Raw genomic sequence first — 20,677 nt, 5'->3', positions numbered from 1 at the left:
GGTCAGTCCGCCGCCTCCGGGCCGCCGGCCTCCGCCGAAGCCGCTATGTCCGCGAGGTCCTTCGCTATGGCCTTGGCCGCCGTCTTCGCGCCGAGGGAGCCCATCGCCTGCATCAGCTTCGCCTTCAGCCCGCTTCCGTCCGCGAGTTCGGAGCCGAAGGTCAGACGCACCGACGTGGCGCCGCCCTCGTCGGTGAGGAGGAACTCCGAGACGTAGTGCACGCCGCGGGAGCCGGCCTCGATGACGCAGCGCTTCGAGGGTTCGCTGGCCGTGACCCACATCTCCTCGGTGGCCTCCTTGCCCAGCATGCGGCGCGTCTCCCGCCAGCGGGTGCCGACCCCGAAGGGGCCGTCGCTGAGCATTTCGACCCTCTCGATGCCGCTGATCACGCGGGGGGCGGCCGCGATGTCCGTCAGCACCGCCCACACCCGGTCGGCCGGGGCGGCGATGCGGCGCTCCACTGTCACGTGCGGTCCACTCATGAGGTCCACCTTCCGAAGCGGGGCCGGACTCCATCGTCCGCCCCCTGTGCCCGGAATTGAACCAGCGGGCACTGACAGCGCCCGCGGTGCCGGCCCGCCGCCGGAGGGCGACCCGGTACCGGAGGATCCTGACCGCCCCCGGCCCGCCGTACCGGCCCAGGCCCTAGACGCCGCGGGTCTCGTCGAGCGGGGGGACGTAGAACCCCGTCGTGGCCTGCACGGCGGCGGTGACCGCCTCGGCGGAGCCCCCGGAGGCCGCGTACGCGGCTCCCCAGGCCTCGCTGCTGCGCGTCATGAACTCCCGTGCCTCGTCCGACTCCTGACGCCATGCGGCGAGGTCGCCGGCCGGGCCGCCGCCGAGTTCGAGGGCGAGCCCGAGTGCCGTCAGGTCCCACTGGACGCCGAACGCGCCAGGCCCGAACGGGTCCCACACCTCGGGCGGCACCACCGCGGTCTGCTCCAGTGAGAAGAGCGTCCGGTCCTCGCCCTCGGGCGCCAGCCGCACCTCGACCTCGCTGAACTCCGGAGCGTCGCCGAACGTCCAGCCGATCCGCAGCAGCCGGGGCGGCTCGCAGTGCAGGATCCCGCCGCCCGCGCCGCCCTCCAGCCGGTACGTCCCGCCGGGTTCCAGGTCCCCGCTGACGGGCATCAGCCACCGGCTGAGGCGCACGGGGTCGGTACAGGCGTGCCATACGTCGTCGACCGGGGCGTCGTAGGTGCGGCGCAGCAGGACGGTACGGGCTTCGCCGTCCGCGACCGTGCGGCTCCCCACGTGCCGTTCCACGAGGTCGATCTGGCTGACGATCTCCTTCACCGCTGCTCCTCTTCGCCGTGCGGCGGGACGCTGTCCGAGTGCTGACCGGAGCGGGGCGCGGAGGCCGCCCTGTCCACAGGGTCGGGCCCGCCCGCGGCCGGGAAGCGGTGCCGGGGACCGGCCCGAAGGGTTCTCCGCCTGCGCCGGGCGCCCTGCGGGGCCGGACCCGGCGGCGCTCGCCCCGAGTCGTCGCGCAATTGTCGCCGCAGGGGCAGCCGGTGCGGCGGGCGGGTCGCGCCCCGGGTGAATGGGCAGGTCAGGACCGGGCGTTGGCGTTCGCGGGCCCGATTCCGGGCCGCTCGGCCACGAGCCCGGCGGCGCAGGCGGAGAGGAGGAGCCCGGCGCCCCGAGCCCGGCGCCCCGTGCCCGGCGCCCCCGAGCGCGGCGGATGCGGCTGGGAGGCGTCGTGCGGGAGGCCAGTCCGGCACCGGGAGCGTGTGCACCGCGTCCGGTCGGCCCGCGGGTTACTCGCGAGTTGTCTGCTCGGTGCACGCGTCGCCGCGGGGCCGAGCGTCAACCCCCGCGCGGCCAGGCACGCGGCACTTCCCGCGTGCGGACCGTCACGCCCCGTCCCGGTGCCGGCCGTGTGAGCTGCCTTACGTTCCCGTGTGGGCAGCCCTCGAACGGGCAGGTTTGGTCGCTGGACGAGAGGGCGGAACGCTCTCTCGGTAAACTGAGCCGACCCATGGATTCCCGGACGGGGTCCCTCCGTGGAGCTTCGCGGGGCAAGGGTGCAGAACGACTGAGATTCGAGGAGCGAGCACACGTGGGCCTTGTCGTGCAGAAGTACGGCGGCTCCTCCGTTGCCGATGCCGAGGGCATCAAGCGCGTTGCCAAGCGGATCGTCGAGGCCAAGAAGAACGGCAACCAGGTTGTCGTCGTGGTCTCGGCGATGGGTGACACGACGGACGAGCTGATCGATCTCGCCAAGGAAGTCTCCCCGGTCCAGACGGGGCGCGAGTTCGACATGCTGCTGACCGCCGGAGAGCGCATCTCCATGGCACTGCTGGCGATGGCGATCAAATCCCTCGGGCACGAGGCGCAGTCGTTCACCGGAAGCCAGGCGGGCCTGATCACCGACTCCGCGCACAACAAGGCGCGGATCATCGACGTCACGCCCGGCCGTATCCAGACCTCCGTCGACGAGGGCAACATCGCCATCGTCGCCGGTTTCCAGGGCGTCTCCCAGGACAGCAAGGACATCACCACGCTCGGCCGCGGCGGTTCCGACACCACGGCCGTCGCGCTGGCCGCCGCGCTGGAGGCGGACGTCTGCGAGATCTACACCGACGTGGACGGCGTCTTCACCGCCGACCCGCGGGTCGTGAAGAAGGCCCGCAAGATCGACTGGATCTCGTTCGAGGACATGCTGGAGCTGGCGAGCAACGGCTCCAAGGTGCTGCTGCACCGCTGCGTCGAGTACGCCCGTCGCTACAACATCCCGATCCACGTACGCTCGTCCTTCTCGGGGCTGCAGGGCACCTGGGTGAGCAGTGAACCGCCTGGCGGCCACGACGGCCGGGGGGAAGGCGTCCCCGGTGCGCAGGCCGCGCTCAAGAGCGGGCAGGGCAAGGACAGCGGGCAAGGGGAACAGTCGATGGAGCAGGCGATGATCTCGGGTGTCGCACACGACACCTCCGAGGCGAAGATCACGGTCGTGGGAGTGCCGGACAAGCCCGGCGTCGCCGCGGTGATCTTCCGGGCGATCGCGGACGCCGAGGTCAACATCGACATGGTCGTGCAGAACGTCTCGGCCGCGTCCACCGGGCTGACGGACATCTCCTTCACGCTGCCCAAGACCGAGGGCCGCAAGGCGATCGCCGCGCTGGAGAAGGCGCAGGGCGCGATCGGGTTCGACTCGCTGCGCTACGACGACCAGATTGCCAAGATCTCCCTCGTCGGCGCCGGGATGAAGACGAACCCCGGTGTCACGGCGACGTTCTTCGAGGCGCTCTCCCAGGCCGAGGTCAACATCGAGCTGATCTCCACGTCCGAGATCCGCATCTCCGTCGTCACGCGTGAGGACGACGTCAACGAGTCGGTGCGCGCGGTGCACTCGGCCTTCGGTCTCGACAGCGAGAGCGACGAGGCCGTGGTCTACGGAGGCACAGGTCGGTGACGCCCTTCGCCCGTACGGTCGGCCCTGACGGTGACCGTACGGGCCGGCCCGTCCTGGCCGTCGTCGGTGCGACCGGGGCTGTGGGGACGGTCCTGCTCTCGCTGCTCTCGGAGCGGGCGGACGTGTGGGGAGAGATCCGGCTGATCGCCTCCCCGCGCTGGGCCGGCCGTGTACGGGAGGTCCGCGGTGAGGACGTCAGTGTCCGCGCCCTGAACGAGGAGGCGCTCAAGGGCGCCGACGTCGCGGTCTTCGCCGTCCCGGACGAGGTCGCCGCGGAGTGGGTGCCGGTCGCGGCGTCCAACGGCACGGTCGTCGTGGACGGTTCGAAGGCGTTCCGCATGGACGGGGACGTGCCGCTGGTCGTCCCGGAACTCAACGGGCACGCCGTCGGTTCGCGGCCCCGCGGCATCATCGCCAGCCCCGGCTGCACGACCCTCTCGATGATCGTCGCGATGGGCGCGCTGCACGCGGAGTGGGGCCTGCGCGAGCTGATCGTCTCCAGCTACGAGGCCGTTTCCGCGGCCGGACGGACCGGAGTCGAGGCGCTGCGCGGCCAGTTGGCGGCGCTCACCTCGGCCGACGCCGCCGGCGCCGAACTCGGCCGGCACCCCGGCGACATCAGGCGCGTCGTCGCCGACGGTCTCGGCAGCGTGGCGGCGGCTCCCGTCGGGGACGCCGCCAACCCGCACGCCACGCCCGTCGCCTACAACGTCGTGCCCTTCACGGGCGAGATGGCGGAGGGCGGCTGGACGTCCGACGAGCTCACGGTGCGGCAGGAGACCCGCAAGGTCCTCGGACTGCCCGAACTGCGCGTGGCGGCGACCTGCGTACGGGTGCCGGTGCTCACGGCGCACTCGGTGTCCGTGCACGCGCGCTTCGAGCACGAGGTGTCGGTGCCGGAGGCGCACGCGATCCTCGCGAACGCCCCGGGCGTGGTGCTCTGCGACAACCCGGCCCAGGGGGATTTCCCGACTCCGGCGGACGTGGCGGGCACGGACCCCACGTGGGCGGGGCGCGTACGGCAGTCGCTGGACGACCCGTGCGCGCTCGAACTGTTCGTCTGCGCGGACAACCTGCGCAAGGGGGCGGCGCTGAACATGGCGCAGATCGCGGAACGGGTCGTCGCGTAGGGCGTGTCCGGCACATGGCGCCGTCCGCCGCGGGCGGTGTTCGCGGCGGGACGGCCAGCCGCAGGGCGGGGGAGCGGGCATGTCCACCGTCGACCGTCCTCGGTATGCAGGGCGCCGGCCGAAGTTGTGCCGTACGGAGGGGTCTTGGCACTGGCGGGCACGACCGGCGTGGACGAGAATTTCGCTTCCCCCGCTGCAACCGGCGGCGGGGCGGACGGCGTCTTCGACTCCACTGCCAGAAGTCAGGACGCTGTGACAACAGGGGCATTCAGGAAGAGCTGGTACGCATGGGGACGTTCGACGATTCGTCAACGGCTGAGCCGAACGCGTACAACCCTCCAGGGGGAGTGTGTGTCCAACAAGCGTGGCAGAGGCACTCGGATCAGCGTTGGCGGCAGTTCCCGGAACCACCGGTTTCAGTACCGGGGGTATGCCGGTGATAACGCCGTGGTCCGCCACTCGCCCGCCGCGCGTCGCCGCCGAAGGCGCGGAGACTGACGACGCGATGACAGCCGGCACGACAGTCGACCATCTCACCGAGACCTACCGCGTCCACTACCGCTCGCTGCTCGGCCTCGCGGCGCTGCTGCTCGACGACACCGCGTCGTGCGAGGACGTCGTGCAGGAGGCGTTCATCCGCGTCCACTCGGCGCGCAAGCGCGTCCGCGACCCCGAGAAGACCCTCGCCTACCTGCGGCAGACCGTCGTCAACCTCTCCCGGTCGGCGCTGCGCAGGCGCATCGTCGGACTCAAGCTGCTCTCCAAGCCCATGCCGGACATGGCGAGCGCGGAGGAAGGCGCGTACGAGCAGCTGGAGCGCGACGAGCTGATCAAAGCCATGCGCGGGCTGCAGCGGCGCCAGCGCGAGGTGCTGGTGCTGCGCTACTTCGCCGACATGACGGAGGCGCAGGTCGCCGAGGTGCTGGGCCTGTCCCTGGGCTCGGTGAAGGCGTACGGGTCGCGCGGGATAGCGGCCCTGCGCGTCGCCATGGAGGCCGCCTCATGAGTGCGTACGGCAGGGAGGGCCTGCGCACGCGAGAGAGCTCCGTGGTGGTGCCGCGGAGCCGGCACCGGGTCGTCTCCTTCGGCCACTCCGGCCGGGCCACGGAGAAGGAGGGCGCACGCGAGCCCGCCGGGACGCGCGCCCCGAACGAGAGGCACGAGCCGCACGGCACGCACGGGCCGGACGGCACGCACGAACTGGGCGGAGCCGACGGGCTCGGCGAGGTCCGCGGCGCGCACGACGACGACCCGGAGGAGCCCGACGAGTTCCCGGGCCCTCACGCGCCGGAGACCCCGCACGCCCCTGACGCGCCCGACGTCCCCGACGGTCCGGAACTGCCCCCGCACCGCGCACCCGAGGCCCCTGACCTGCCGGACCTGCCCGGCGTCCCGGACGTGCCGGACGTCACCGGGCCGGCGGAGATGCCCGAGATCCCGGACGCGCCCCATGTCCTGGACAGCCCCGAGATCCCTCCGACCCCGGACATCCCGGCAGCTCCCCGTACTTCGGACATGCCCGAGATCCCGGAACCCCCTGAGATCCCGGAGACCCCCGGCATCTACGACGAGCCCGAGATCCCGGAGCCTCCCCAGATCGACGCCCCGGACGTACCGGGCGTCACCGAACCGACCGAGGTCCCCGGCACGCCCGAAGGCCCCAGCTCCCCTGCCGGGCCCGACGTGCCACGACCCCCGGACCTCACCGACGCACCGCGGTCCGGCCCCGAAGGGCCGGACGCGGGCCGAGACGCGGGTACAGCCATGCACTCAAACCGACAGAACAGAGCAGAATCCCCGGACAGGCCCACCGACTTCAACCCCATCACCGGCAGCTTCGAGCCCGGCGGTCCGGCCCCGGAGCAGCCCGGTCCGCCGCCCGCCGCGCGGACCGGCAAGGCCCAGGAGGGTGCGGCGGAGGGCGACGGCGCAGCCGCCGCCTTCCCGGCCGGCGGCCCGCAGGCCGGAGAGACCTCCGCCGCGTCCCCGCCGGAGGGCCCGCCGGCTGCCGCAGGCAGCGGCGGTCCCGTCGGCGGTGGCGGTTCCGCGGGCGGTGACGGCCGCGGCGGCGGTGGCTCCGGTGGCGGCTCCGGTGGCAGCGGTGGCGGAGGCGCCGACGGCGAGGACGACGACGCCGAGGAGATGCTCCGCCGGATGCTGCGCGACAGCGTCCGCGACATCGAGCCGTCCCCCCAGTCGCTCGACTACCTGCGGCATGCGATTCCCGCTCGCCGGGTGCACCGCCGCCGGGCCCTGGCCGGTGCGGCGGCGGCGGTCGTGCTCGCGGGCGTGGGCGTGCCCGCGCTGATGACGACCGGTCTCGTGCCCGGCCTGCCCGACGGTCGTGCCGTCAACGCCGGCGACAGCCACGAGCAGGCCCAGAACTCCGGCGGCCTGGACGGCGGCGGCCACTCGCAGGGCTCCGGCAGCGCCGACGGCGGCGCCGGCCGCAGCGGCGGCAAGGGTGGGGACGGCGACGGTTCCGCGTCCCCGTCCCCCTCGGCGGGCAAGGCGTCCGGCGGTGCGGACCCGAACGACACCCTCGCGACGAGCGCGCCGAGCTGCGGCCGCGACCAGCTCGGCAAGGGGTCGGCGTCCGCCGGTGAGCCCGACGGCGAGGGCAAGGTCTACGGCAGCTTCCGGGTGGTCAACACCTCGTCCGACGCGTGCACCGTGGAGGGCGAGGGGGTCGTGGGTGCGTCCGCTCAGGGCAGTGCCGACATCGACCGCATAGACGTCCTCGACCACACGCCCGGTGACGGCGCGGACGGTCTGCCCGACCCGGACCAGTCGCCCGACCAGCTGGTGCTGAGACCCGGGGAGGCCTACGTCGTGAAGTTCGCCTGGGTCCCCGAGGAGTGCCCCAGCGGCTCGCCCAGCCCCAGGTCCGCCGAGGGCGAGGGCCCCGGCGGCGCCCAGGGCGGCAACAACGGCAATTCGGGCGGCAACTCCGGCGGCAGCGACGGCGGCAGTGCGGACAGCGGCGGCAACGGCAGCTCCGGCGGTCCCGACAATCCCTCCACGGGCGGCGGCGACGGAGGCGGCGGAGACGAGGGTGCCAGCGTCGTGCTGACGCACATCCCGGACGTGGGCGACCCGGCCGCCGCCGGCACGGAGCTCCCAGGCGCCTGTGCGGGCACCCTCTACCGCACGGGAGTCCTGGCGGCCGAGTAGCGGGGCCCGCCCTCCGCATCGAGGGCGCCTCGTCCGGCTCCCGGGCGCCGCGGCCAGGCCTGCGGCGGGAGAGGAGGGCGGCGCCCCGCGTACGGAGGGGCGGAGGCGCCCCGTACCGTTGGAGCGTGTACCGGTTCCTGCTGACCCCGCGCTGGTGGGGGATCAACCTCTTCGCGGTGCTGGCGATCCCTGTCTGCCTGTTCATGGGCAGCTGGCAGCTCTCGCGTTTCGAGGCGCGCGTCGACAGCCACGAGGCGCACCAAAAGGCGGCGTCCGGGGCGGAACGGGCCGAGCCGGCGCCGCTGTCGCGGCTGCTTCCCGTGGACGCGGAGACGAGCGGGCGTCCGGCCGAGGCCACCGGGCGCTTCGACACCCGGCATCCGCTGCTCGTGCCGGACCGGACGCTGGACGGCAGGCAGGGCTTCTACGTGCTGTCGCTGCTGCGGACGACCGGCGCCGGGGGAGGCGCGGGCGAGCCGGGCCAGGGCAAGGCGCTGCCCGTCGTACGGGGATGGCTCCCCGGGAAGGCCGACGCGGACCGGGTGCCCGACCCGCCCCGCGGCGAGGTCGAGGTCACGGGCGCGCTGCAGGCGTCGGAGTCCCAGGGCAGTCCGGGCGTGCACTCCGCCGGCGCGCTGCCCGAGGGGCAGCTCGGCATGATCAGCGCGGCGTCGCTGGTCAACGTGGTGCCGTACGACGTGCACGACGCGTGGATCACCGTGCAGGAGCCGCCGGCCGGGTCCGGCCTGAGGCCGGTGCCGCCGGTTCAGCCCGACAACACCGGCCTCGACATGAAGGCGTTCCAGAACCTCGGCTACACGGCCGAGTGGTTCGTCTTCGCGGGCTTCGTGCTCTTCATGTGGTTCCGGCTGTTCCGCCGGGACGTGGAGCTGGCGAAGGACGCGGCGCTCGGCCTCATTCCGGACCCCGACCCCGGTCCTGGCGGTCCTCCCGGGCAGGGAGATGCCGGAGAGCGAAGTCGATCTCCAGCTTCAGCTGCTTGATCCGCTCCTCCACGACGAGCGACCCGTGCCCGGCGTCGTAGCGGTAGACCTCGTGGGGGACGCCGCGCTCCTCCAGCCTCCGGACGTAGTTCTCGACCTGCCGAATGGGGCAGCGCGGGTCGTTGACCCCGGCCGAGATGTAGACGGGCGCCCGGACGCGGTCGACGTACGTGATGGGCGACGATGCCTCGAACCGCTCCGGGACCTCCTCGGGTGAGCCGCCGAGCAGCGTGCGGTCCAGCGACTTCAGCGCCTCCATCTCGTCGTGGTAGGCGGTCACGTAGTCGGCCACGGGGACGGCGGCCAGGCCCAGCGCCCACGCGTCGGGCTGGGTGCCCATGCCCAGCAGCGTCAGGTAGCCGCCCCAGGAGCCGCCGCCCAGCACGAGCCGCTCGGGGTCGGCGAGGCCCGAGGCGACCGCCCATTCCCGGACGGCGGCGATGTCCTCCAGCTCGATCAGGCCGACGCGGTGCTTCAGCGCGTCGGTCCATTCGCGCCCGTAGCCGGTGGAGCCGCGGTAGTTGACCCGTACGACGGCGAAACCGTGGTCGACCCAGGCGGCCGGCTGTCCCGCGAAGGCGTCGCTGTCGTGCCAGGTGGGGCCGCCGTGGACGTCGAAGACCGTGGGGAAGGGGCCCTCTCCCCGTGGCTTCTGCACGAGGGCGTGGATCGTGCCGCCGGGGCCCTCGACCCAGGCGTCCTCGACGGGGACGGACGGCGGCGCCTGCATGCCGGGAGGATCGAGGACGACCGTGCCGTCCGCCGAGCGCACGCGGGGCGGTTGCGCCGCCGAGGACCACAGGTACTCGACGGCGGTGCCCTCCGGGCCGCCGGCCCGGGAGCCCGGGACGGGCCGGGCCGTCGCGTCGGAGACCGAGCCGGGGGGCGTCTCGATCCGGCTCAGCGTGCCCGTGGCGATCTCGTACCGCCACAGGTCGCTGCGCGCCTGGTGGCTGTGGGAGATCAGCAGGGCCTCGCCGTCCGGGTACCAGTCGGCGCTCACGTCGCCGGGCAGGTCGATCGCGAGGTCCGTGACGGTGCCGGTGAGCGGCTCCCAGACGACGGGCTCCCAGCGGCCCCTGCGCTGGTGTGCGACGAGCAGCCGCTGGTCTCCCGCCACGGGAGCGAACCCGAGGACGGTCAGGCCGAGTTCCTTCGTGCCGCCCTCGCTGTCGTCGAGCTCCGCGACGGTGCTTCCGTCGTCGGGGCGTACCACGCGCAGTGCGGAGTGCATGGCGTCGCCGTGCTCGGTGTGCTCGATCACGAGCAGCGTGCCGTCGTGCGAGAGCCCGCCGACGCCGGCGGACTCGCGGTGGCGGTAGATCTCGACCGGCTCCTTGCCGGGCTGTGCGAGGTGGATCGTGGTGCCGTCCTCGTCGGTGGAGCGGCCGACGACGGCGGTGCCGTCGCGTCCGATGGCGAGCCCGGCGGGGAAGGACGGTCCGAGGCCCGGGACGGCGGCCTCGTCCTCGCCGCCCTTGAACGGCTGCCGCTTCCACACGCCGAATTCGTCGCCGTCGGTGTCGTCGAACCACCAGATCTCCTCACCGTCGGGGCTGAGGGTCCCGTCGGTGGTGCCGTTGGGGCGGTCCGTGGCCTGGCGGTGCTCGTCCGTGGCGCGGTCCCACGCGTAGAGCTCGAACGTCCCCGTCACGTTGGAGATGTACAGCGAGCGGTCGGGGGCGTCCTCGGCCCATTCGGGCAGCGACACCCGCGGCGCCCGGAAGCGCTTCTCCCAGTCCGGGGCGCTGTCCGGTTTGGCATCCGTGTTCTGCGTCATGGGCCCATTCTCGCGCCGGGCGGGCGCCCGGCCGACGGAGGGGGACGTCGCGGGCGCAGCGGGTGCGTCGTGGGCGGGGCGGGCACGGACCGGCGCGGGATCGCCGTTTCGTCCGCGGGCGCCCGGGACAAGCGCACGGCTACGGGGCAGCGCTAGCACGTACCGGCGGACGGAGGCTGTGGAGATGACGGACGGCATATCGCGACGGGCCGCTGAGCGGCAGGGGCAGGCGGAGCGCGCACGGAGGACGCGGGGGCGGTCCGCCCCCGGGCCCGCGGCGAGCCGGCGGGGGATGCTCGCCGCCTCGGCGGCGGCGGGGCTCGCCCTGTTCGGCGGCGCGGGGTGCGGCACCGCCGGGAGCCCGTCCGGTTCCGGGTCCGGCGGCGGGTCTGGCGGCGGGGGCCGGAGCAGCGGGTCGGCTTCGCCGTCGCCGAGCAGGACCAGGCGGCGTCCCCGACTGCCGCGCGGGGGACGGGAGTTGTTCCCCCGCTACCGCATGGTCGGGTACTGCGGACTGCCCGGCGCCGCCGCCCTGGGACGGCTGGGCAGCGGTGACCCGGCCGCGCGAATACGCGAACTGGAGGAGAAGGCACGGGACTTCGGCGACGGACGTGAACTCATGCCCGTGCTGGAGCTGCTGGCGACCGTCGCCAATCCCACGCCGGGCCCGGACGGCGAGTACCGCACCCGCACGCCGGAGAAGACCGTCCGCCGCTTCCACGAACTCGCCCGGGAGCACGACGCGTTGCTGCTGCTGAACGTGCAGCCGGGGCGCGCCGCCGCGCTGGACGAGGTGAAGGCGCTGCGCGAGTGGCTCGTCCGTCCCGACGTCGGCGTGGCGCTCGACCCGGAGTGGGACATGGGGCCCGGTGAGGTACCGGGCGAGACCTACGGGCACACGAGCGGGAAGGAACTCGACGAGGTCGCCGGCTACTTGGCGGACCTGGTCGAGGAGCACGACCTGCCGGACAAGCCGCTCGTCTTCCACCAGGTCTCCCCCTCCGTCGTCAGCGACGAGGACGCCGTACGTCCGGCCGACGGGGTCCCGGTGGTCAAGTGCGCCGACGGCATCGGCTCCCCGGACCTCAAGCGCGCGACCTGGCGCCGGCTCGTCGACGACCTACCGGAGGGGATGCACACCGGATTCAAACTCTTCTACGAGGAGGACACCGAGGGCAGCCGGCTGATGAAGCCCGAGGAGGTGCTCGCGCTCCGCCCGGCACCGGAGTACGTCGTCTACGAGTAGCGCGGCACCGCCGCCCCCGGCACGCCGGGGGCGGCGCCCGGGATCAACGCGTCCAGCCGCCGTACGGCACGGTGATCAGCTCCATGGCGTGGCGCACCGGGTCCATGAAGTACACGCCGCTGCCGCCGTCGTTGTGGTTGACGGTGCCGGGCTGCCGCATGTGCGGGTCGGCGTAGTGCTCGATGCCGCGCGTCCTGATCCGTGCGTACGCCGCCTCGAACTCCTCGTCGGAGACGAGGAAGGCGTAGTGCTGCGGGGTGATCCGGTCCGCGGGGACTGCGGCGAAGTCCAGCGTGACGCCGTTGCTGAGGTCGACGGCGATGAACGGGCCCCACTCCGCGGTGATCCCGAGACCCAGCAGGTCCGCGAAGAACTCCGCGGACTCCCGGTTGTCCCGGGCATGGACGATCGTGTGGTTCAACTCGACTGACATGGAATGCCTCCGAGGGCATCTCCCGGCACCTCCATGCCTCACCCGGCCGGTGACCGGCACGCGATGCCGTCCCCGATCGTAGGCCCTGTCCGACGAATCTCGCCTTGCTCGGGCGCCGTCCGCGGGGGACGAGCACGGATGTAGCGGACATCCGGTACGTCCCCGTAGCGTCTTCCGCATGCCGATGAACCGAGCACATCGCAGACTGTGCAGCTCCGAGAAGTGGGCCCGCGGAGTGCGCGAGCACCTGCTGCCGTGGGCGCTGGAGGACGTCGAACTGGGCGAGGACGTACTGGAGTTGGGCTCCGGGTACGGGGCGAACCTGCGAGTCCTCGTCGAGCAGGTCCCCCGGCTGACCGCCGTGGAGATCGACGGGGACACGGTCCGGCGACTGGAGGAGGGGTGGGGTGACAGGGCGCGCATCGTGCACGCTGACGCGTCGGCGCTGCCGCTGCCGGACGCCGCGTTCTCGTCGGTCGTGTGCTTCACGATGCTCCACCACGTTCCGGCCACGGAGACCCAGGACCGGATCTTCCGTGAGGCGTTCCGCGTGCTGCGCCCCGGCGGTGTCTTCGCCGGCTGCGACAGCCAGCCCAACCTCCGCTTCCGGCTGCTGCACATCGGGGACACGAGGAACACGCTCGTGCCCGCGGAGCTTCCGGGGCGGCTCGCGGCGGCGGGGTTCACCGGCGTCCGGGTCGACCGGCATCCGGAGAGCGGCGGCCTGCGCTTCCGCGGGAGGCGGCCGGCGGACAGCTGAAGTACCGGGGCGTCCCGGGGGCGCGTCCCAGGGCCGCGCGCCTTCACGGTGCGTCAGCTTCGATGCGTCCGGGGGGTGGACAGGGTTCCGTGCTGTCGATACTTTCAGCAAGTTCTTGCAACGCCTGCGGTCCGTCCCGCCGTTACCACTCCGGCGTCACGGCCCGCAGCGCGTAAGGCTGCCGGCGCGTGCGGCCCGAGCGACACCGACGGATCTGAAGGAGCCGCCGTGCCTACGCGCATGCCCCCACGCAGAACTCTCAGCCATCCGGCAGGCAGAGCGGCGTCCGCCGCCCTGCTCTGCGCCGCTCTCGCCGTGCCCGCGCTCGCCCTGCCCGCCGGTGCGGACTCCGCCCCGGCCGCCTCCGCCGCCGCGGAACGGGGTGCCGCCGCACAGGCCGCCGCGTCCCGACCGTCGGCGGGCGGCGCCGGGCGGGACGCCGCCTCGCGGGACCGCACCTCGCGGAAGCGTGCGGCGGACCGCCTCGGGGCGACGTACGACGAGGCCGCGGGAACCATCGAGTTCAGGGTCTACTCCTCCCGCGCCACCCGCATCGACGTGTACCTCTACGACGAGGCGAGCGGCGCCCAGGAGAAGACCTCGCGGCAGCTCACGAAGGACGACGCCACCGGCGTCTGGTCCGTCACCGTCGACGCCGCGGAGCTCGAGTCGAAGTACGGCATCGAGGGCGCCGTCCACTACGGCTACCGGGCCTGGGGCCCCAACTGGCCCTACGACGAGGCCTGGAAGAAGGGCTCCGACGCCGGCTTCCGCAGCGACGTGGACGCCGAGGGCAACCGCTTCAACCCCAACAAGCTGCTCTTCGACCCCTACGCCCGCGAACTCAGCCACGATCCGCGCACCCCCGCGCAGAACAGCGAGAACGTCTACGCCACGGGGCCGCAGCACCGCACCGAGGACAGCGGGCCGCACGCCCCCAAGGGCGTCGTGCTGGCCGAGGACGGCACGGACACGGGCACGAAACCGTCCGGCGCGCTGAAGGACGACGTCCTCTACGAAGTGCACCTGCGCGGCCTGACGATGAACGACACCTCCGTCCCCGAGGACGAGCGCGGAACCTACCGGGGCGCGGCACGCAAAGCGGCGGAGCTCGCCGAACTGGGCGTCACCGCCGTGGAGTTCCTGCCGCTGCAGGAGAGCCAGAACGACGCCAACGACGCCGACCCGCAGGACACCGCCGACGACAACTACTGGGGCTACGAGACGCTCAACTTCTTCGCCCCCGACCGCCGTTACGCCGCCGACCGCAGCCCGGGCGGACCGACGCGCGAGTTCAAGGCCATGGTCAAGGCCTTCCACGACGCGGGCATCAAGGTGCTCGCCGACGTCGTCTACAACCACGCGGGCGAGGGCGGCCCTTACGAGGAGGACGACAAGGACACCTACAACCTCTTCTCGCAGCGCGGTCTCGACAACCCCGCCTACTACTCGCTGACCGCCGACCGGCAGAGCCCGGTCGACAACACCGGCGTCGGCGGCAACGTCAACACCCGCGGGAGCGCGAGCCGCCAGCTCATCGTGGACTCCCTCGCGTACTGGAAGGACGAGCTGGGCGTCGACGGGTTCCGCTTCGACCTGGCGCCGGTGCTCGGCAACACCTGCGAGCACGAATGCTTCCGCTACGACAGGGACGACCCCGGTACCGCCCTGAGCGCCGTCACCGAAGCCCTGCCCCCGCGCCCCGCGAAGGGCGGGCCCGGCACGGACCTCATCGCGGAACCGTGGGCGCTGGGCGAAGGCACCTACCAGGTCGGCGAGTTCCCCGCGGGCTGGGCCGAATGGAACGACCAGTTCCGCGACACCTTCCGCCGCGACCAGAACCGCATGGGCAGCGAGGAGATCACGCCCGGCCGGCTCGCCACGCGCCTCGCCGGCTCCTCGGACCTGTACGGGGACGACGGACGCCACCCGTGGAACTCCGTCAACTTCATGGTCGCGCACGACGGTTTCACGCTCGCCGACCTCTACCGCTGCGACGAGAAGGACAACAGCCAGCCCTGGCCGTACGGCCCGTCGGACGGCGGATCGGACAACAACATCTCCTGGGACCAGGGCGGCGGCGCGGCGGCCCAGCGCCAGGCGGCCCGCAACGGGATGACCTTCCAGATGCTCTCTGCCGGCACGCCCATGATGACCGGCGGCGACGAGCACCTGCGCTCCGTCAAGTGCAACAACAACCCCTACAACCTCGACTCCGAGGCCAACTGGCTGGGGCACCGCCCGGACGCCGACCAGAAGACGTTCCACACGTTCACCCAGCGCATGATCGCCTTCCGCAAGGCGCATCCGGCGCTGCGGCCGTCCGGCTTCTACAGCGACGCCGACGGCAACGGGAACGGCTTGCCGCAGCTGAGCTGGCACACCCCCGAGGGCGGTGCGCCCACTGAGGCGTACTGGAACGACCCGGACAAGCACGCCCTTGGCTGGCGCCTCGACGGCACCGAACTCGGCGACCCGGCCGACGCCCTGTACGTCGCGTACAACGGCTGGTCCGAAGCCGTCGAGTTCACGCTGCCCTCCCCGGGAGAGGGCAGGAAGTGGCACGTCGTGACGGACACCGACAGCGCCGCCGAAGGAGAGGACCAGGTGGCGTCCCCCGGCTCCGAGAAGCCGCTCGGCGGAGAGGGGACCGTGCACTCCGTGAAGGCGCGCTCGGCGCTCGTGCTGATCGCCAAGTAGCGGGCGCCCGCCGCCCCGTGCCGCCCGGCAACCCTGAGGTGGGCCCAGCCGCCCGCCCGCGCCCGTCGTGCCCGGCCGGGGCTTGCCGGGCGGCACGCCCCTCCGTACGGTCGTCCGCATGCCACGAGCCGCCTCCGCACCGACCCGGTACCGGAGGCTGGGCTGCGCCGTCGTCGCGTCGGCCGTCCTCCTCCTCGGCGCGGGCTGCTCCGGCGGATCGCCCCCCGGCGGCCCCCGCGAGAGCGGGCAGGGCGGGCCGTCCTCCGCCGGCCCGTCGTACCCGCCCACGGGCCCGCTGGAAGGGCCGTACGACGTGCGCACCCAGAGGGTCGGGCAGGACGACGTGGACGGGAAGTTCCGCGGCGGCACGGTCTACTACCCCGCGGACGGCTCCCGCGACTACGGCGTCATCGCCGCCTCGCCGGGGCTGGGCGCGGACCAGTCCATGGTGCAGGCGTACGGCGCGCTGCTGGCGTCGCACGGGTTCGTCCTGATCACGTTCGACACGAAGACGCCGGAGGACACCCCGGCGCAGCGCGGCCGCCAGATGCTGCACGCCCTCGACTGGACGGCGGAGCACAGCGCCGCCGCCGACCGCGCCGACCCGGACCGGCTGGGCGTGATGGGCCACTCGATGGGCGGCGGGGCCGCTCTCCACGCGGCCTCCCGCGAGCCGAGGATCAAGGCGGCGGTGCCGCTGACCCCTTACGCGGGGAAGCGCGACTGGTCCGGGGTCTCGGCCGCGACCCTCGTCGTCAGCGGCAGCGACGACGAGGTCGCGCCGCCCTCCGGCCACGCCCGGGCCTTCTACGACGGTCTGGGCGACGCGAAGGAGAAGGCCTACCTGGAGCTGAAGGGCGACCACTTCGTGGCGACACCGCCGGACCGGCTGGTGTCCCGGCAGACGGTCGCGTGGTTCAAGCACTTCCTCGGAGGAGACAAGGCCGCGGGTGAGGATCTCTGCCCCGCGCCCCGGGAGGAGCGGGTCGTGGCGTCCCGCGACACCTGCCCGTACGGGTAGGGGCCGCGAGGGTGCGTCGCCCGGTCGTTCAGCGCGCGTGACGGGAGCCCTTGCTGGGCGGCAGCCCCGCGCGGGCTTCGACCTCCTCGGGAAGAAACGCCCCGGGACCGTTCCACTCGGCGAGCAGCACTGTGGCGTCGTCGTCGATGTGCTCGTCGTGGTAGTCGAGGATCGTGCGCACCAGACGGCGCAGCGTCTCGGGCACGGACAGCCCGTCCGCGTGCTGGCGGATCAGGAAGTCCAGGAAGTTCGCGAGGCCGAACTCCTGCCCCGTGGGGCTGCGGGCCTCGGTGATCCCGTCGGTGTAGAAGACGAGCCGGTCGCCGGGCTGGAGGGTCTCCTGGCACAGCTCCGCCGGATAGTCGAAGGCGGTGCCGAGAGGTGGACCCGGTGAGCACTCCAACTGGGTGACCCAGCGGCCGGCCCGGATGACGACCGGCGGGTAGTGGCCGTGGTTGACCCAGGTCAGACGGCCGGTGCGGGTGTTCAGATCGGCCATCACCGCGGTGGCGAAGCGGTCTCCGCCGAACTGGCCGGCCAGGACGCGGTCCACCCCCGCGGCCACCTGCTCCAGCCCTCTGCCCTGGCGCCGCCCGCTGCGTGCGGCGGCCATGGCGAGGTTCGCGGTGAGCCCGGCAGCGGTGTCGTGCCCCATGGCGTCGTAGATCGCCAGATGGACGACCTGGCCGGACGTGGCGTAGTCGAAGGCGTCACCGCTGACCCCGTAGGCGGGCTCCATCACCGCGCTGATCACGACGCGGTCGTCGGCGTAGGTGCGGGGAGGCATGAGCGTCCACTGCATCTCGGCCGGGACGTTCATCGCTGCGCTGCGCACCAGGCGGGCATGGGCGTCGCTGTAGTGCCGCTTGCTGACGACGAGGAGCGCCACCGCCCCGGCCAGGGACCTCAGACCCGACCGGGTCCCGCTGTCGTCCGACGGGGTCCGCGCCCGCAGGACGCCCAGCCGCTCGGTTCCGTCCAGCAGGGGGACCCACCACAGGACGTCCTCCTGGCCGGTCTCGGCCACCCGGACGATCTCCCCGTACTGGAACGCGCGCCCCGCGACCGTCCCCTCGACCGGCAGCTCCGAGTCCTCACCGTCGTGCCCGGGCCGCAGCCCCGGTCCGAGCAGCAGCCGCAGCACGCGTTCCTGCACGTCCGTGAGGTAGACGCGGACCCCGTGGAAGCCGGCTTCCTCCGAGTGTTCGGCGACGCGTGCCGCCACGCGTTCCAGCGGCATCACGTGGCTGTCGAGCAGCAGCCGGCTCAGCAGACGGTCCTGTGCCCTCGACATCGCCGCATCCCTTCAGCCGTCGTCATGACCGGCACCCGACTTCATCATCCGGCCTGGGGACGGCATCCGCACGGGCACGCGCGGCGAGCGGCCCGCACGCGCCGCCCCGGCGGGCAGGCCGGATCGCCGTCCCGGAGGCCGCTTGAACCGGCCGCCAGGTGGAATGCGGAGGGAGGCCGGCGTGAGACGTGGGGACGGTCCGCGCCGCACCGAGGCAGGGAACCCCGAGGCAGGGGACTCCGAGGCAGGAACACGCAGGAAGGAAGGGACCGCATGCAGCACACCCAGCACACCCCGACACCGGGCACGGAACCGTCCCGGCGAGAGCCGGACGGCCCGGAGCCCGTCGTGCAGCTGACCGACACCCCCGCCGAGGAGGACCTGGCCCGGATAGCGGCGGCGCTGGACGAGTTCAACGTCGCCGAGACCGGCGTCGACGACCGGCGCCCGCTGGCCGTCCTCGTCAAGGACCCCGGAACGGGACGGGTCCTCGGCGGCATGTCCGGGCACACCTCGCTGGGGCTCCTCTTCGTGGAGTCCTTCCACCTGCCCGACGAGCTGCGCGGCTCCGGCTTCGGCACCGCCGTCCTGCGGGCGGCCGAGGACGAGGCGCGCAGGCGGGGCTGCCGCAACGCCGTCCTGTACACCCTCAGCTTCCAGGCGCCCGGCTTCTACGAGAAGCACGGCTGGCAGGTCTTCGGCGACGTGCCGTGCGAACCCCCGGGCACGAGCCGGGTCTTCATGACCAAGGCCCTGACCTGACGGTCCGCCCGGCACGTGCGTCCTGCGAGGCGGGGGAGGCTCAGGCAGCCTCCCGGCGCCGCCGGCAGGCCACGCACTGCTCCGCGGTCGGCACCGCCAGAAGGCGCTCGCGTCCGAGCGGGCGCGAGCAGTCCGTGCAGACGCCGTAGGTGCCGTCGCGGAGACGTTCCAGCGCGGCCACCGTCCCGTCCAGCCGGACGAGCGCCTCCGCCGACCGGCTGCGCAGCTTCTCCCCCGATGCCTTCCTGGCCCCGGCGTCGGCGGCGTCCAGATCGCAGTCCTCGCGCAACTGCTCCTCGGCGTCCCCGGCGGCCTCGACCTCCCGGCGCAGCGCCTCCGCCCGGTCCCGCAGCTCCCTGGCGAGAGCTTCGCGCTCGTCGGGGCCCAGCCCGTCGGACGCGGCCGCGTCCTCGCGCCGGTCGCGTGCGTCCGGTCCGTCCGGTCCGCTCCGCGGGTCCGGCCCGTTCCGCTCCCCGGGGGCGCCCCGCGCGCCGGGGCCGCCGCGCCGCTCGTCCTCCACGGCTCTCCCTCCGTCCTCCGACCGCACCGCTCGCGGACGGCGCGCTCCCCGCCGCCCGTACGCCCCGCGTACCCAGCACGCCCGGGGTACGCGCGGCCCCGGGGCCGCCGGCGGCGCGCGGACGGCACGGATCACCGCCACCATCGGTGTATGCCGCCGCCTCCGCTCGTCACGTTCGGCCACAGCACCGCCGCCCGCGACGCCCTGGCCGCGCTCCTCGACGGCGCCGGCGTCCAGGAGGTGGTCGACGTCCGTACCGCGCCGGGCAGCCGGAGGAACCCCGACGCCGGACGCGGCGAGCTGGAGCGGTGGCTGCCGGAGGGCGGCATCGGCTACCGCTGGGAGAAGCGGCTCGGCGGATTCCGTACCGTCCCGGAGGACTCACCCGACGTGGTCTGGAGGAACAGCCAGTTCCGCGGCTACGCCGCCCACACCCGTTCCCCGGAGTTCGTGGAGGCGGTGGACGAGCTGCTCGGCGGGGCCGCCCGGACGAGGACGGCGGTCATGTGCAGCGAAGCCGTCTGGTGGCGGTGCCACCGCCGCCTCATCGCCGACTTCGCCGTCCTCGCACGCGGAGTCCCGGTCCTGCACCTCATGCACGACGGCCGCCTCACCCCGCACCCCCCGATGCGGGGTGCCCGCGTCCGCGACGACGGCCTGCTCGTCTACGACGACACCGCCGCCGCGTAGATGTTGCGGGGCAGGAGGTTGCTGACGGGCAACGGAAGACGGATCAAGCGAGCTGGGAGCGCGTGAACGAAGGGTGAGGCGGTTCCTGAGTGGCTGGGGTTCTCAGATGTTCTGGATACCGGTGGTGAGGTCTTCGCCCACTGTTCCCGGCCCTGGCAGACCCTCGGGGTCGACCAGCCACTGGACCATGAGTCCGCTGAGGATGGCGTAACACACCGCCCCTGTTCGGTTCGTGCGCTCCTCGTCGACGTCCGGATCGAGGTCGAACAGGAGGCGGGCGAGGTCTTCGCGCGCGTGCTGGACCGACTCGCGGAGGCGACGGCGGACATCCTCGTTGGCATCGGCACGTGCGATCAGTTCGAACGAAGCCGCGAGTACGCCCCGGTGGCCCGAGAACGCCTCAACCGCTGCTGTGTAGAGAGCCGTCAATCGATCAGAGGCCGGCAACTCGGCGATGGATGCCATCTGATCCCCAAGCTGCGCAGACCATTCCTCCATGCCGTCGAGGACGGCCGTCACCAGCAACGCGTCGATGGTGCCGAAGTGGTAGCCGATCGCGGCCGTGCTCACGCCGGCTGCGGTGGTGACGTTCCGGGCGGTGGTCCGGGCGTAGCCCTGCTGATCGATGCATTGTCGCGCACCGCGCAAGAGAGCCTGGCGATTGTCAGCGCGCACCACGGTTCCTCCTTCAAGATTTTGCACGTACGTGTGACACGTATGTGCAAAACTAGGTCGTGCGAGTGCACGC

Annotated in this window: 18 protein-coding genes; 11 read left to right on the top strand and 7 right to left on the bottom strand. The window is 73.0% G+C overall.

Going from position 1 to position 20,677, the window contains the following annotated elements; all coding sequences use genetic code 11:
- Nucleotides 1-2: 2 nt before the first annotated feature.
- Together H181DRAFT_RS20365 and H181DRAFT_RS20360 are read right to left on the bottom strand one after the other, a co-directional pair.
- The gene (locus tag H181DRAFT_RS20365) at nt 3-482 is read right to left on the bottom strand and encodes an SRPBCC family protein (RefSeq protein WP_045865982.1); all 480 of its coding nucleotides are present in this window, start codon (nt 480-482) and stop codon (nt 3-5) included.
- A 163-nt stretch (nt 483-645) separates the two neighbouring features.
- Nucleotides 646-1,296: an SRPBCC domain-containing protein gene (locus tag H181DRAFT_RS20360; protein WP_045865981.1), complete on the bottom strand. Its 651-nt coding sequence runs from the start codon at nt 1,294-1,296 to the stop codon at nt 646-648.
- A 766-nt stretch (nt 1,297-2,062) separates the two neighbouring features.
- Between H181DRAFT_RS20360 and H181DRAFT_RS20355 the strand changes: the two genes are divergently transcribed.
- The 5 genes from H181DRAFT_RS20355 to H181DRAFT_RS20335 all read left to right on the top strand — a co-directional run bounded on the left by H181DRAFT_RS20355 (nt 2,063) and on the right by H181DRAFT_RS20335 (nt 8,723).
- Nucleotides 2,063-3,415 (top strand): aspartate kinase, encoded by a 1,353-nt coding sequence (locus tag H181DRAFT_RS20355; protein ID WP_045865980.1) that lies wholly within the window; start codon nt 2,063-2,065, stop codon nt 3,413-3,415.
- Entirely contained in the window at nt 3,412-4,545 is a 1,134-nt protein-coding gene (locus H181DRAFT_RS20350; RefSeq protein WP_045865979.1) for an aspartate-semialdehyde dehydrogenase, read from the top strand. Before H181DRAFT_RS20355 ends, H181DRAFT_RS20350 begins: the two co-directional genes overlap by 4 nt.
- A gap of 430 nt (nt 4,546-4,975) precedes the next feature.
- Nucleotides 4,976-5,551 (top strand): SigE family RNA polymerase sigma factor, encoded by a 576-nt coding sequence (locus tag H181DRAFT_RS20345; RefSeq protein WP_045865978.1) that lies wholly within the window; start codon nt 4,976-4,978, stop codon nt 5,549-5,551.
- A complete protein-coding gene (locus tag H181DRAFT_RS29675) occupies nt 5,548-7,719 on the top strand; it encodes a hypothetical protein (protein ID WP_052708662.1) in 2,172 nt (723 codons plus the stop codon). Before H181DRAFT_RS20345 ends, H181DRAFT_RS29675 begins: the two co-directional genes overlap by 4 nt.
- A gap of 125 nt (nt 7,720-7,844) precedes the next feature.
- Nucleotides 7,845-8,723, top strand: coding sequence for an SURF1 family protein (locus H181DRAFT_RS20335; RefSeq protein WP_045865977.1), 879 nt, complete (start codon nt 7,845-7,847; stop codon nt 8,721-8,723).
- Here H181DRAFT_RS20335 and H181DRAFT_RS20330 read toward each other — a convergent pair.
- On the bottom strand, nt 8,635-10,503 hold the full coding sequence (locus tag H181DRAFT_RS20330) for a S9 family peptidase (RefSeq protein WP_045865976.1): 1,869 nt from the start codon (nt 10,501-10,503) through the stop codon (nt 8,635-8,637). The genes H181DRAFT_RS20335 and H181DRAFT_RS20330 overlap by 89 nt on opposite strands.
- A 478-nt stretch (nt 10,504-10,981) precedes the next feature.
- On the opposite strand from H181DRAFT_RS20330, the gene H181DRAFT_RS20325 reads away from it, so the two are divergent.
- Nucleotides 10,982-11,749 (top strand): hypothetical protein, encoded by a 768-nt coding sequence (locus tag H181DRAFT_RS20325; RefSeq protein ID WP_052708661.1) that lies wholly within the window; start codon nt 10,982-10,984, stop codon nt 11,747-11,749.
- Between the two features lie 43 nt (nt 11,750-11,792).
- On the opposite strand, the gene H181DRAFT_RS20320 is transcribed toward H181DRAFT_RS20325, so the two are convergent.
- Nucleotides 11,793-12,182: a VOC family protein gene (locus H181DRAFT_RS20320; RefSeq protein ID WP_045865974.1), complete on the bottom strand. Its 390-nt coding sequence runs from the start codon at nt 12,180-12,182 to the stop codon at nt 11,793-11,795.
- 178 nt (nt 12,183-12,360) lie between these two features.
- Here H181DRAFT_RS20320 and H181DRAFT_RS20315 point away from each other — a divergent pair, with 178 nt between their 5' ends.
- The 3 genes from H181DRAFT_RS20315 (at nt 12,361) to H181DRAFT_RS20305 (ending at nt 16,663) form a co-directional block, all read left to right on the top strand.
- Complete coding sequence (locus H181DRAFT_RS20315; RefSeq protein WP_045865973.1) at nt 12,361-12,942, top strand: class I SAM-dependent methyltransferase; 582 nt, start codon at nt 12,361-12,363, stop codon at nt 12,940-12,942.
- A 228-nt stretch (nt 12,943-13,170) separates the two neighbouring features.
- Nucleotides 13,171-15,642 carry a glycogen debranching protein gene (locus tag H181DRAFT_RS20310; RefSeq protein ID WP_199810837.1) on the top strand — a complete coding sequence of 824 codons (2,472 nt, stop codon included), beginning with the start codon at nt 13,171-13,173 and terminating at the stop codon, nt 15,640-15,642.
- 118 nt (nt 15,643-15,760) lie between these two features.
- Nucleotides 15,761-16,663 carry an alpha/beta hydrolase family protein gene (locus H181DRAFT_RS20305; protein WP_045866093.1) on the top strand — a complete coding sequence of 301 codons (903 nt, stop codon included), beginning with the start codon at nt 15,761-15,763 and terminating at the stop codon, nt 16,661-16,663.
- Nucleotides 16,664-16,691: 28 nt separating this feature from the next.
- On the opposite strand, the gene H181DRAFT_RS20300 is transcribed toward H181DRAFT_RS20305, so the two are convergent.
- Entirely contained in the window at nt 16,692-17,957 is a 1,266-nt protein-coding gene (locus tag H181DRAFT_RS20300) for a PP2C family protein-serine/threonine phosphatase (protein WP_045865972.1), read from the bottom strand.
- 273 nt (nt 17,958-18,230) lie between these two features.
- Here H181DRAFT_RS20300 and H181DRAFT_RS20295 point away from each other — a divergent pair, with 273 nt between their 5' ends.
- Nucleotides 18,231-18,719, top strand: coding sequence for a GNAT family N-acetyltransferase (locus H181DRAFT_RS20295; RefSeq protein WP_078895867.1), 489 nt, complete (start codon nt 18,231-18,233; stop codon nt 18,717-18,719).
- 40 nt (nt 18,720-18,759) lie between these two features.
- Here H181DRAFT_RS20295 and H181DRAFT_RS20290 read toward each other — a convergent pair whose 3' ends face one another.
- On the bottom strand, nt 18,760-19,239 hold the full coding sequence (locus H181DRAFT_RS20290; RefSeq protein ID WP_254666921.1) for a TraR/DksA family transcriptional regulator: 480 nt from the start codon (nt 19,237-19,239) through the stop codon (nt 18,760-18,762).
- Between the two features lie 150 nt (nt 19,240-19,389).
- On the opposite strand from H181DRAFT_RS20290, the gene H181DRAFT_RS20285 reads away from it, so the two are divergent.
- Nucleotides 19,390-19,929: a DUF488 domain-containing protein gene (locus H181DRAFT_RS20285; RefSeq protein ID WP_045865971.1), complete on the top strand. Its 540-nt coding sequence runs from the start codon at nt 19,390-19,392 to the stop codon at nt 19,927-19,929.
- 102 nt (nt 19,930-20,031) lie between these two features.
- Here H181DRAFT_RS20285 and H181DRAFT_RS20280 read toward each other — a convergent pair whose 3' ends face one another.
- Entirely contained in the window at nt 20,032-20,607 is a 576-nt protein-coding gene (locus H181DRAFT_RS20280) for a TetR/AcrR family transcriptional regulator (RefSeq protein ID WP_158715456.1), read from the bottom strand.
- Between the last annotated feature and the right edge of the window lie 70 nt (nt 20,608-20,677).

The sequence above is a fragment of the Streptomyces sp. WMMB 714 genome, assembly GCF_900090125.1.
GTDB classification, from domain to species: domain Bacteria; phylum Actinomycetota; class Actinomycetes; order Streptomycetales; family Streptomycetaceae; genus Streptomyces; species Streptomyces daqingensis.
The sequence above is the reverse complement of the archived record's forward strand: the minus strand, read 5'-3'. Positions and strand labels throughout refer to the sequence as shown.